This window comes from Streptomyces sp. AMJ-169 (assembly GCF_055597585.1).
In genome coordinates, this window is sequence record NZ_JBVLTJ010000011.1 from 122,729 (window position 1) to 135,629 (window position 12,901).

Sequence of the window (12,901 nt, forward strand, 5' to 3'; positions counted from 1 at the left end):
AGGTCACGCGGGGCGCAGCCATACCGTCGCCAGCGGCGGCAGGGTCAGCCGCAGGCTCGCCGGGCGGCCGTGGGACGGGGTGGTGTCCGGTTTCAGGGGGGCGGAGTTGAGTACGCCGGCGCCGCCGTAGCGGGCCGCGTCCGTGTTCAGGATCTCCTGCCAGGCGGGGACCTCGGCGGGGACGCCCAGCGTGTAGTGGTGGCGGACGGCGGGGGAGAGGTGGGTGACGGCGAGCAGCGGGGTGCCGTCGGCGGCGCGGCGCAGGAAGGCGAAGACGTTGTCGTCGGCCGCGTCGCCCACGATCCACTCGAAGCCGTCCGGGGTGGTGTCCCGCTGCCAAAGGGCTTGCGCCGTACGGTAGTTGGCGTTCAGGTCGCGGACCAGATCGCGTACCCCCCGGTGGTCGGGCTCCGCGCCGTACGCCGGGTCCAGCAGCCACCAGTCCGGGCCGTGCGCCTCCGACCACTCCGCGCCCTGCGCGAACTCCTGGCCCATGAACAGGAGTTGCTTGCCGGGGTGGGCCCACATGAAGCCCAGGTACGCGCGCAGGTTCGCCCGCTGCTGCCACCAGTCGCCCGGCATCTTCGACACCAACGACCGCTTGCCGTGCACCACTTCGTCATGGGAGATCGGCAGCACGTAGTTCTCGCTGTAGGCGTAGATCATCGAGAACGTCATCTCGCCGTGGTGGTACGCGCGGTGCACCGGGTCATGGGCCATGTAACCCAGCGAGTCGTGCATCCAGCCCATGTTCCACTTCAGCCCGAAACCCAAGCCTCCCTGGTCAGTTGGGCGCGTGACGCCGTCCCACGCCGTGGACTCCTCCGCGATCGTCACGACCCCCGGGCAGCGCCGGTACACGGTCGCGTTCATCTCCTGGAGGAACGCCACCGCGTCCAGGTTCTCCCGGCCGCCGTACGCGTTCGGCGACCACTGGCCCGCCTCGCGCGAGTAGTCCAGATACAGCATCGACGCGACGGCGTCCACCCGCAGCCCGTCGACATGGAACTCCTCGCACCAGTAAACGGCGTTCGCCACCAGGAAGTTGCGTACCTCGCGGCGGCCGAAGTCGAACTCCAGCGTGCCCCAGTCGGGGTGCGCGGCGCGTCTGGGGTCCTCGTGCTCGTACAGGGGCCGCCCGTCGAACTCCGCCAACGCCCAGTCGTCGCGCGGGAAATGGGCCGGGACCCAGTCCATGAGGACGCCGATGCCGGCCCGGTGCAGCGCGTCCACCAGGTGCTTGAAGTCGTCCGGGGTGCCCAGGCGGGCTGTCGGCGCGTAGAAACCGGTGACCTGGTAGCCCCAGGAGCCGCCGAAGGGGTGCTCGGCGACCGGCATGAACTCCACGTGCGTGAAGCCCAAGTCCTTTACGTAGGCCGGGAGTTGTTCCGCCAGTTGACGGTACGTCAATCCTGGTCGCCAGGACGCCAGATGGACCTCGTACACCGACAGCGGCGCCTCGTGGACCGGAGTGTCCGCCCGGTGCGCCATCCAGTCGGCGTCGCCCCACGCGTAGTGCGAGGCGTGCACGACCGACGCGGTCTCCGGCGGGGTCTGGGTGCGGCGGGCCAGCGGGTCCGCGCGCAGCGTGCGTGAGCCGTCGGGGCGGGTCAGCTCGAACTTGTACAGCTCGCCCTCGCTGACGCCCGGCACGAACAGCTCCCATACGCCGGAGGAGCCCAGCGAGCGCATCGGGAAACCGGTGCCGTCCCAGAAGTTGAACGTCCCCGCGACCCGTACGCCCCGCGCGTTCGGCGCCCACACCGCGAACCGGGTGCCGCTCACCCCCTCGTGCGTCATGGGGTGCGCCCCCAGCACCGTCCACAGCTCCTCGTGCCGGCCCTCGCCGATCAGGTGGAGGTCCAGCTCACCGAGGGTGGGCAGGAAGCGGTACAGGTCGGGGGTGTCGTGGACCGTGCCCTCGTAGGCGACCGAGAGGTGGTGGGCGGGGTCGGGCAGGAGCGCGCTGAAGAAGCCGTCGCCGTCGTCCGTGAGCTCATGACGCAGGCCGTCCTCGGTGACGGCCGTGACCGCGAGGGCGTGGGGGCGGAAGGCGCGGACCGCCGTACCGCCGGGGGCGGGGTGCGCGCCGAGGACCGAGTGGGGGTCGTGGTGGGTGCCGGTGAGGAGGCGGTCGCGGTCGGGGGAGGGGAGCGCGGGGTCGTAGGGCGGGGGCGGCGGTTCTTCCGCGGCGGCGTTCCGTGTGGCGGCTTGCTGAGGGGCGGTCGGCTTTTTGGGGGCGGCTGTTTTCCTGACGGCGGCAGGCTTCTTCGTGGCGGGCCTCTTTTGCGGTGCGGCCTTCTTCGCGCCGGGTGACTTGTCGGCGTCGGCCGGCTGCCCGGCGGCGGCCTCTTCCCTCGGCTCGGCCTTCTCCCTCGGCTCGGCCTTCTCGGCGGTAGCCGTCTTCTTCTGTGCGGCCGTCCTCTTCCTCGGTTCCGGCGAGCCGTTCGGCACAGGCGGGCCTCCTTTCCAAGGAGTTTCAGGGGGGCGGGGGGTCAGGGCAGTTCGGGTGCGGCCAGGCGGCGGATCGCGGCGAGGGGGACGGGGAGCCAGTCGGGGCGGTGCCGGGCCTCGTACACGACCTCGTATATCGCCTTGTCGGTCTCGTAGGCGCGCAGCAGGACCGGGTCGGTGCGCGGGTCGACGCCGGTGACGTCGGCGTAGCCGGAGCAGTACGCCGCCCGGCAGGACGCCGCCCACTTCACGGCCGGGGGGTCGGCGCTGTGGGCGGCGTAGTCGAAGGAGCGCAGCATCCCGGCGACGTCGCGGACCGCCGGCTGCGGCATACGGCGCTCGGCCAGCGGGCGGCTCGGCTCGCCCTCGAAGTCGATCAGCAGCCACTGCCCGGCGGGCGTGCGCAGCGCCTGCCCGAGGTGGAGGTCGCCGTGCACGCGCTGCGCGGTCCAGGTGTGCCCCTCCCCGGCGAGTTCCCCGAGCGCGCTGAACGCCGTGCGCAGGCCCTCCTGGTACGGCCGCAGCGAGGGGACCGCCTGGACGGCCGCCTCCAGCCGGCTCACCATGCCGTCGACCAGCGGCTCCAGCTGGGCACGGCCGAGAGTCGCCGTCGGGAGGGCGTGCGCGAGAGCGCGGTGCACCTCGGCGGTGGCCCGGCCCAGGGCCCGCGCCTCGGCGCAGAATCCGGAGTCGGCGGGGGCGGGGGCGTCATCGTCACGAAACGTTTCACCGAAGGTGTCGGGCGAGGCGGCGGCGAAGGGGTCCGCGTGCCGGCCGGCGAAGGAGTCGGGGAAACCCGGGCCGCGCAAACCCCCGAGGCCGTCCGGGAGGCCGGGGCCCCGGGCCCCTCCGAAGTTGTCCGGGAGGCCGGCGCCCCGGGCCCCTCCGAAGTTGTCCGGGAGGCCGGCGCCCCGGGCCCCTCCGAAGTTGTCCGGGAGGCCGGCCCCCCGGGACCCACCGAAGCTGTCCGGGAAGCCCGCCCCCCGAGACCCCCCGAAGCCGTCCCCCTGCCCCGCCTTCTCCCCCCGCCCCGCCAACCCCCGCAACGCCAGCTCCCACCCGTCCACCGTCTCCCGTACGAACGGCTGCAACACCCCCAGCACCCACGTCTGACCCTCCACATCGGCCCCCACCCACCCCGCCGGCGCCGGCACCCGCCCGCAGCCCTCGCGGGCCAGTGCCAGCGGCAGTTCCAGGTCCGGGTTCACGCCGGGGACCACCCGCCGCAGGACCTTCAGGATGTACGCATCCCCGTACACCACCGACGAGTTGGACTGCTCGGCGGTCATCAGGCGTGGGGTGAGGCCGGAGGGTATGTCGACGCCGGGGCCCCGGGAGAAGCGCAGCGCGCCGACGCGGGCGCCCGCCCGTACCGCCTCCAGGAGCACCTCCGCCGGCCGGCCGTCGTACAGGGCGTCGTAGCAGGTCCGCCCGTCGATCTCGCCGATCCGGGCCGGGGCCAGCCGGGGCGGGAGCGCCTCGCGGACGCCGATGAGGAGCTGGTAGCAGTCGCCGGGGCCGGCGCCCTGCTCGGCCCGGACCAGGAGGTGGTGCAGGCCCAACCGGCCCCCGGCGGGCAGGAGTTCGGTCACGCAGACGGGCGTGAAGCCGGTGACCGGGCGGCCCTTCCCGGCGAACCACCGCTGCCGGGGCAGCCACTCGCGCAGCAGCGGCTCCAGCGAGGCGAGGAGACCGGGGCCCGCCGGGCCGGAACGTATCCCGACGTCCGCCATGACGTTCACGTCCTTTCCCCGAGGAGGCCGAAGAGGGTCCGGGGTGTGACTGTTGGGTGCCCCGGGCGGAGCGGCGGAAACCGCCCCGCCCAGCGGGTTCTGGACAGTGTGCTACGCACCGCCCTCCCGGTTCTCCCGCAGCCGGAACCAGTAGAAGCCGTGCCCCGCGAGCGTGAGCAGATACGGCAGTTCACCGATCGCCGGGAAGCGCACCCCGCCGAACAGCTCCACCGGATGCCGCCCCGCGAACCGGCTGAGATCCAGCTCGGTCGGCTGCGCGAACCGCGAGAAGTTGTGCACGCACAGCACCAGGTCGTCCTCGTAGTCCCGCAGGAACGCCAGAACCGCCGCGTTGCTGGAGGGGAGTTCGGTGTACGAGCCGAGGCCGAACGCCGGGTTCTGCTTGCGGATCTCGATCATCCGCCGGGTCCAGTGCAGCAGCGACGACGGCGACGACATGGACGCCTCGACGTTGGTGACCTGATAGCCGTAGACCGGGTCCATGATGGTCGGCAGATACAGTCGGCCCGGATCGCAGGACGAGAAGCCCGCGTTGCGGTCCGGGGTCCACTGCATCGGCGTGCGCACGGCGTCCCGGTCGCCGAGCCAGATGTTGTCGCCCATGCCGATCTCGTCGCCGTAGTAGAGGATCGGCGAGCCCGGCAGCGACAGCAACAGGGCCGTGAACAGCTCTATTTGATTGCGGTCGTTGTCGAGCAGCGGCGAAAGCCTGCGCCGGATACCGATGTTGGCGCGCATCCGCGGGTCCTTCGCGTACTCCGCGTACATGTAGTCGCGTTCCTCGTCGGTGACCATCTCCAGCGTCAACTCGTCGTGGTTGCGCAGGAAGACGCCCCACTGGCAGTGCGAGGGGATCGCGGGGGTCTTCGCGAGGATCTCCGAGACCGGGTAGCGCGACTCGCGGCGTACGGCCATGAAGATGCGCGGCATGACCGGGAAGTGGAACGCCATGTGGCACTCGTCGCCGCCCGAGGAGTAGTCGCCGAAGTAGTCGACGACGTCCTCCGGCCACTGGTTGGCCTCCGCCAGCAGCACCGTGTCCGGATAGCTCGCGTCGATCTCCTTGCGCACCCGCTTCAGGAACTCGTGGGAGGCGGGCAGGTTCTCGCAGTTGGTGCCCTCGGCCGCGTACAGATACGGCACCGCGTCCAGCCGGAACCCGTCGATGCCGAGGTCCAGCCAGAACTTCAGCGCCGAGATCATCTCGTCCTGCACGGCCGGGTTCTCGTAGTTGAGGTCCGGCTGGTGGGAGAAGAACCGGTGGAAGAAGTACTGCTTGCGGACCGGGTCGAAGGTCCAGTTGGAGACCTCGGTGTCGACGAAGATGATCCGCGCGTCCGGGTAGCGCTTGTCGTCGTCGGCCCACATGTAGTAGTCCCCGTACGGCCCTTCGGGGTCGCGCCGGGACTCCTGGAACCACGGGTGCTGGTCGCTGGTGTGGTTCATGACGACGTCGATGATGACGCGCATCCCGCGCTGGTGGGCGGCGTCCACGAACTCCACGAAGTCGGCGAGGTCACCGAACTCGGGCAGCACCGACGTGTAGTCGGCGACGTCGTAACCCCCGTCCTTCAAGGGGGACTTGAAGAACGGTGGCAGCCAGAGGCAGTCCACGCCGAGCCACTGGAGGTAGTCCAGTCTGGCGGTCAGCCCCTTCAGGTCGCCGACCCCGTCGCCGTTGGAGTCCTGGAAGGAGCGGACGAGGACCTCGTAGAAGACCGCGCGTTTGAACCACTCCGGGTCGCGGTCCTTGGCCGGGGTGTCCTCGAAGGTGTCCGGTACGGGCTCGTTGACGATCATCGTGTGGCTGACCCTCCGATCTGCGGGTGGGACGGTCGCAGGACGGTCAGAACGTGGGCCGGCCGGGTACCCGGTTCCAGGCGCACGTAGTTGGCCCTGCCCCAGTGATAGGTCTCACCGGTCAGCTCGTCACGGACCGGCACCGGCTCGTGCCAGTCCAGGCCGAGCGCCGGCAGGTCCAACGAGACCGTGGCCTCCTGGGTGTGGTGGGGGTCGAGATTGACGACGGTCACGACCGTGTTCGTACCGCTCGTCTTCGAGTAGACGAGCACGGCGTCCTTGTCGGCGTCGTGGAACCGGAGATTGCGCAAGCGCCGCAACGCCGGGCTCGCGCGGCGGATTTCGTTGAGCCGGGTGAGGAACGGGGCGATCGAATCAGGGGAGTTCCAGTCTCGCGGCTTCAACTGGTATTTCTCCGAGTGCAGATACTCCTCGCCGCCCGGCCGCAGCGGTGTGTTCTCGCACAGTTCGTAGCCGCTGTAGACGCCCCAGGACGGCGACAGCGTCGCCGCGAGCACCGCCCGCGCCTCGAACGCCGGCCGCCCCCCGTCCTGGAGGTAGGCGGGCAGGATGTCCGGGGTGTTGGCGAAGAAGTTCGGCCGCATCGACGCGGCCGTCTCACCTGTCAACTCCGTGAGGTATTCGGTGAGTTCAGCCTTGGTGTGGCGCCAGGTGAAGTACGTGTACGACTGCTGGAAGCCGATCTCGCCGAGCGTGCGCATCATCGCGGGGCGGGTGAACGCCTCCGCCAGGAAGATGACGTCCGGATCACTGCGGCCGATCTCGCCCAGCACCCGCTCCCAGAAGACGACCGGTTTCGTGTGCGGATTGTCGACGCGGAAAATACGCACGCCGTACCCCATCCAGTGCCGCAGCACGCGTAGCGTCTCCGCGACCAGGCCGTCCATGTCCGCGTCGAAGGCCAGGGGGTAGATGTCCTGGTACTTCTTCGGCGGGTTCTCGGCGTACGCGATCGTCCCGTCCGGCCGGTGGTGGAACCACTCCGGGTGCTTCTCCACCCACGGGTGGTCCGGCGAGCACTGAAGCGCGAAGTCCAGCGCCACCTCAAGTCCCTCGGAAGCGGCCTCCCGCACGAACCACGCGAAGTCCTCCAGCGTGCCGAGTTGCGGGTGCACGGCGTCGTGCCCGCCCTCCGGCGAGCCGATCGCCCACGGCACCCCGACGTCGTCCGGCGCCGGCGTCAGCGAGTTGTTGCGGCCCTTGCGGAACGTCGTCCCGATCGGGTGGACCGGCGGCAGATAGACGACGTCGAAGCCCATCCGCGCGATCTCCGGCAGCCGCCGCGCCGCCGTGCGGAACGTCCCGTGCGGCACCTCCGGCGTCCCCTCCGAACGCGGGAAGAACTCGTACCAGGACCCGTACAGCGCCCGCTCCCGCTCGACGAGGAGGGGCAACTCCTCGGAGGAGGTGACGAGTTCACGCAAGGGGCGGGCGGCGAGGGCGGCCTCGGCTTCGGGGGAGAGGGCGGCGCGGAGGCGGTCGAGCGGGGGGAGGACGGGGTCGCGGAGGGTACGGGCGGCGGAGCGGAGCGCGGCGCTGTGGGCTGAGGTGTCTCCGGGTGCGGCGTCTGCGGGGGAGGCTTCGGCGGCGTCTGCGGGGGAGGCTTCGGCCGCCCGCTCGTACAGCCGCGCCCCCTCCTCCAGCACCAGCTCCGTGTCGATCCCGGCCGGGATCTTGATGTGGGCGTGGTGGCGCCAGGTGGCGACCGGGTCGGACCAGGCCTCGACGGCGTACGTCCAGCGGCCCGGCGGTCCGTCCGGGGTGACGTGGGCGCCCCAGCGGTCGGTGCCGGGGGCGAGTTCCCGCATCGGGGTCCAGGGCCCCGGCCGGCCCCGGGGGTCCCTGAGGACGACGTTCGCCGCGACGGCGTCATGGCCCTCGCGGAAGACGGTGGCCGTGACCTCGAAGGTCTCGCCGGTCACGGCTTTGGCGGGCCTGCGGCCCCGCTGGACGGCCGGGCGGACGTCCAGCACGGGTATCCGTCCGATGGCCGGTGGGGTGCCGCCCGGTGAGGATCGCTCCTGGGCGGGCTGGTGCGTCGGGGGTGCCGACGAGGGGTGCGTGGCGGGCATGACCGCTCCTGTCCGCGTCAACTGAGGGTGGGCGGAGAAAAGGTCCTGCGGGGGCTTGGGAGTCCGGTACCGAGGGAGCCTTCCCACCGTATTCGGGTGAGCAATCCGGCACCCCGCGAACTACTGGCGCGTAGTCCTTCCCCGCCGGCCGGGGCCGTCCGGGTGAGCCCCCCGGTCGAAGGAATTCCTTTGCTAGGGCGACGGCACCTGAAGGAGTTTGTCCGGCGATCCCGTGTTGGCACCGGAAATCTTCCCGTTCACCGCAGTCGCGAGCAAAGCTTTGGTCACCTGGGCCGGTGTGGCTTTCGGGTGATCCGCGAGATACAGCGCCGCCGCCCCCGCGACGTGCGGCGCCGCCATCGACGTACCCGAGTACACGGCCCGCGCGGTGTCGCTCGTCCAGAAGGCGGACGTGATCGAGCCACCCGGCGCGAACAGGTCGAGGCACGGACCGTAGTTCGAAGAGGGCAGCCGCGCGTCCCGCCGGTCGGTCGCGCCGACGGTGATCGCCTCCCGCACGTCGGCGGGCGAGTGCCGCGCGGCCGGCTCCCCGTCGTTCCCGGCGGCCACCGTGTACGTCACCCCCGACCTGACGGACGCCCGCACGGCCGCGTCGAGCGCCGCGTTGTACGGCCCGCCGAGGCTGAGGTTCGCGACGGCGGGCTTGCGCGCGTGCCGGGTCACCCAGTCGACCCCGGCGACGACCCGCGCGATCGTCCCCGCCCCGGCGCTGTCGAGCACCCGCACCGACACGACCTCCGCCTTGGCGGCCACCCCGGTGCCGGCCCCCGCGACGATCCCCGCGACATGCGTCCCGTGCCCGTTCCGGTCACTCGCGTCGCGCCCCTTCCCGACGAAGTCCCACCCGTAACTCGCCCGCCCCCCGAACTCCTTGTGCGAAACACGCACCCCGGTGTCGATGACGTACACGGTCACCCCACCCCCCTGCGACACCGGCGCCCGATACACCCCGTCCAACGGCAGCGAGGCCTGATCGATCCGGTCGAGTCCCCACGAGGGGAGGTCTTTCCGTACGACGTCCCGCGCGCCGTCGGCGGCCACCCGGGTGTCCTGGACGACGGACGCGACCCGGGGATCGGCGGCGAGCCGGCGGGCCTGGCGGGCGCCCGCCTCGACGGCGTACCCGTTGAGGACAGTGCCGTAGGTCTGGCCGATCCGCGCGCCGTAGCGCTCGGCGACGCGTCTGCCCTGCGGGGAGGCGGCTTCGAGCGCCCCCTTCAACGTCACCAAGTAGCTTCCGTGGACGGCGTCCTGACCCCCCGCGCCGATGACGGTCCCCTCCGGTGCGGCCTGCGCGGGAACGGTGAGGCCGCCGAGCAGCACGGCCGTGACCGCCGCCCCCAGACCCCCCGCCCGGCGCAGCCGCCGCAGCCGCGTCCGTGCCATGGCTCACGTCCCCCTCTTCGGTTCGGTACGCCCCCGTGGCACCTTCTCGTGCGCGGCGGGGGGCCACAAGGTGGCCTACGGGGAGGGAATCGGCCATATCGGCCGGGCGGCCGGGGCCCGGGGGCTACCGTCGGACGAGCCGAACCCGCGAACACGACGAGCAGGACGAGGTGGCATGTGAAGGCGATCCGTCGATTCACCGTCCGGCCGGTACTCCCCGAACCCCTGCGGGCCCTCAACGACCTTGCGCACAACCTCCGTTGGTCCTGGCACACGGAGACACGGGAGCTGTTCCGGGCGGTGGACCCGCAGCGGTGGGACGCCGCCGAGGGCGACCCCGTCCGGCTGCTGGGCGGGGTGCGCGCCGAGCGGCTGGCCGAACTCGCAGGCGACCGGCGGTTCTTGCGCTGGCTCACCGCGACCGCCGACGAGCTGCGGGACTACCTCGACGGGCCCCGCTGGTACCAGCGCCAGCCCTCCAGTGCCCAACTCCCCGCCGCCGTCGCCTACTTCTCCCCCGAGTTCGGCGTCACCGCCGCCCTCCCGCAGTACTCCGGCGGCCTCGGCATCCTCGCCGGCGACCACCTCAAGGCGGCCAGCGACCTCGGCGTGCCCCTCATCGGGGTCGGACTGCTGTACCGGCACGGGTACTTCCGCCAGACCCTCTCCCGGGACGGCTGGCAGCAGGAGCACTACCCCGTGCTCGACCCGCACGAACTGCCCCTCGCCCTGCTGAAGGAGGCCGACGGCAGCCCCGCCCACGTCACCCTCGCCCTCCCCGGCGAAGCCCGCCTGCACGCCCGGATCTGGCGCGCGCAGGTCGGCCGGGTCCCGCTGCTGATGCTGGACTCCGACGTCGAGGAGAACGGGCCCGGCGAACGCGGCGTCACCGACCGGCTCTACGGCGGCGGCAGCGAACACCGGCTGCTCCAGGAGATGTTGCTCGGGATCGGCGGGGTGCGCGCGGTGCGCGCCTACTGCCGGCTCACCGGGCACCCCGAGCCCGAGGTGTTCCACACCAACGAGGGCCACGCCGGGTTCCTCGGCCTGGAGCGGATCGCCGAACTCCACGCCCAGGGGCTGGACTTCGCCGCCGGACTCGAAGCCGTGCGGGCCGGGACGGTGTTCACCACGCACACCCCCGTCCCGGCCGGCATCGACCGCTTCGACCGCGAACTGGTCGCCGGGCACTTCGGCCCCGGCGCCGAACTCCCGTCCCTGGACGCCGGGGACGTCCTCGCACTCGGCCGGGAGACCTATCCCGGCGGTGAGCCGGACCTCTTCAACATGGCGGTGATGGGGCTGCGGCTGGCCGGCCGCGCCAACGGGGTGTCGCTGCTGCACGGGCAGGTCAGCCGGGAGATGTTCGCCGGGCTCTGGCCGGGGTTCGACCCGGAAGAGGTGCCGATCACGTCCGTCACCAACGGGGTGCACGCGCCCACGTGGGTCGCGCCGGAGGTGCTGCGGCTGGGGGCCCGGCACGTCGGGCCCGAGCGGGCCGAGGACGCGCTGAGCGTCGGGGGCGGGCGGCGCTGGGACGCCCTGGAGGACATCGCGGCCGGCGAGATCTGGGAACTGCGCCGGGAGTTGCGGGAGCAGTTGGTCGTCGAAGTGCGCCGGAGGCTCGCGCTGTCCTGGCGGCAGCGGGGCGCGGGGACGGCCGAACTCGGCTGGATCGACGGGGTGTTGGACCCCGACGTCCTCACGATCGGGTTCGCGCGGCGCGTCCCGTCGTACAAGCGGCTGACGTTGATGCTGCGGGACCGGGAGCGGCTGGCGGAGTTGCTGCTGCATCCGGAGCGGCCGGTGCAGATCGTCGTCGCGGGGAAGGCGCATCCGGCGGACGACGGGGGGAAGCGGCTCGTGCAGGAGCTGGTGCGGTTCGCCGACGATCCCCGGGTGCGCCACCGGATCGTCTTCCTGCCCGACTACGGGATGGCCATGGCGCAGAAGCTCTACCCCGGCTGCGACATCTGGCTCAACAATCCGCTGCGGCCCCTGGAGGCGTGCGGGACCAGCGGGATGAAGTCGGCGCTCAACGGCGGGCTCAACCTGTCGGTCCTGGACGGCTGGTGGGACGAGTGGTTCCAGCCCGACTTCGGCTGGGCGATCCCCACCGCCGACGGCGCGGCCACCGACCCCGACCGGCGCGACGACATCGAGGCGGCGGCCCTCTACGACCTCCTGGAGCAGCGCGTCACCCCCCGTTTCTACGAACGCGGGCCCGCGGGGCTGCCCGACCGGTGGATCGAGATGGTCCGCCAGACCCTCACCCTCCTCGGGCCGAAGGTCCTCGCCGGGCGGATGGTCCGCGAGTACGTGGAGCGCCTGTACGCGCCCGCCGCGCAGGCCCACCGGGCCCTGGACGCGGACCGGGCGCGGGAGTTGGCGCGGTGGAAGGCGCGGGTGCGGGGCGCCTGGCACCACGTGGCCGTGGACCACGTGGAGACCGCCACCACCGCGGCCACCGCCGAACTGGGCTCCGCCCTGTCCCTGCGCGTCAGCGTCCGCCTCGGCGCGCTCGGCCCCGACGACGTCGAGGTCCAGGCGCTCTCCGGCCGCGTCGACTCCGGCGACCACATCGCGGACGCGACCACTGTCCCCCTCAAGCCAGTCGGCGGTCCCGACCCGGAGGGCCGCTGGTCGTACGAGGGCCCGCTCGCCCTCGACCGGACCGGGCCCTTCGGCTACACGGTCCGCGTCCTGCCCGCGCACCGGCTGCTCGCGCATCCGGCGGAGGTGGGGCTCGTGGCGGTGCCGTCGGACGAACTCGTCGAGGGGGGCGGGGTGTTGATGCGCTGAGGGACCCCAGAGCCTGAAGGGGCTCCTACTCCTGCTCCTACTCCGCGACCTCCGCGCACAGGTTCCGCAGCACCGCCCCGCACCTTCGCGCGTACGCGTGCTGCAAGCCCCTCGTCGCCGGGCCGCCCGCCTTCGCGTACCACTTGGCCGGGCGGCTGAAGGCGGTCACGGTGAGCCAGACCGTGCCGTCGCCGGTGCGGTCGACCAGGAAGGACTCCTCGCCGCACTCGGGGTGGCCGGTCAGGGTGCCGTAGGCCCAGCCGGCGCGGCGGGGTTCCTCCGTCGTCCAGATGACGCGGCAGGGCGCCTTGATGAGGCCGGCCAGCGTCACCGTGACGTCGACCTCGGGGGCCGCGCGGTCGGCGCCGGCCGTGATGCCGACGCCCATCGCGCGGTGCATCTCCCAGGTCAGGAGGGCTTCCGCGGCCCGCCGGAAGACTTTCTCGCCCTCGCCGAGCCGGGTGCGTTCACGCATGTGGTGGAAGCCCGGCGGACAGAATCCGGGATCGCGCGTCGCGCCTACGTCTTCGTACGTGAAGTGCCTGTCGGACATGGGGCCCAAGCGTAAGGCGGCCCCCGGGGATGCCTTCC

At 72.1% G+C, this 12,901-nt stretch carries 7 protein-coding genes; 1 reads left to right on the top strand and 6 read right to left on the bottom strand.

Features of this window, described 5'->3' with window-relative positions; all coding sequences use genetic code 11:
* Positions 1 to 3: 3 nt before the first annotated feature.
* From glgB to ACYUD3_RS26215, 5 genes are all read right to left on the bottom strand, one after another.
* On the bottom strand, positions 4 to 2,454 hold the full coding sequence (glgB, locus tag ACYUD3_RS26195) for a 1,4-alpha-glucan branching enzyme (RefSeq protein ID WP_470974490.1): 2,451 nt from the start codon (positions 2,452 to 2,454) through the stop codon (positions 4 to 6).
* A gap of 41 nt (positions 2,455 to 2,495) precedes the next feature.
* On the bottom strand, positions 2,496 to 4,187 hold the full coding sequence (locus tag ACYUD3_RS26200) for a maltokinase N-terminal cap-like domain-containing protein (protein WP_470974965.1): 1,692 nt from the start codon (positions 4,185 to 4,187) through the stop codon (positions 2,496 to 2,498).
* A gap of 111 nt (positions 4,188 to 4,298) precedes the next feature.
* Positions 4,299 to 6,008, bottom strand: coding sequence for a maltose alpha-D-glucosyltransferase (gene treS, locus ACYUD3_RS26205; RefSeq protein ID WP_470974492.1), 1,710 nt, complete (start codon positions 6,006 to 6,008; stop codon positions 4,299 to 4,301).
* Entirely contained in the window at positions 6,005 to 8,101 is a 2,097-nt protein-coding gene (locus tag ACYUD3_RS26210) for an alpha-1,4-glucan--maltose-1-phosphate maltosyltransferase (protein WP_470974494.1), read from the bottom strand. Before ACYUD3_RS26210 ends, treS begins: the two co-directional genes overlap by 4 nt.
* Before the next feature lie 192 nt (positions 8,102 to 8,293).
* Positions 8,294 to 9,508, bottom strand: a complete 1,215-nt coding sequence (locus ACYUD3_RS26215) for a S8 family peptidase (RefSeq protein WP_470974497.1) — start codon at positions 9,506 to 9,508, stop codon at positions 8,294 to 8,296.
* A gap of 177 nt (positions 9,509 to 9,685) precedes the next feature.
* Between ACYUD3_RS26215 and glgP the strand changes: the two genes are divergently transcribed.
* A complete protein-coding gene (glgP, locus tag ACYUD3_RS26220; protein ID WP_470974500.1) occupies positions 9,686 to 12,310 on the top strand; it encodes an alpha-glucan family phosphorylase in 2,625 nt (874 codons plus the stop codon).
* A gap of 37 nt (positions 12,311 to 12,347) precedes the next feature.
* Here the strand turns inward: glgP and ACYUD3_RS26225 are convergent, their stop codons facing one another.
* A complete protein-coding gene (locus ACYUD3_RS26225) occupies positions 12,348 to 12,863 on the bottom strand; it encodes a DUF1990 domain-containing protein (protein WP_470974503.1) in 516 nt (171 codons plus the stop codon).
* Positions 12,864 to 12,901 lie beyond the last annotated feature (38 nt).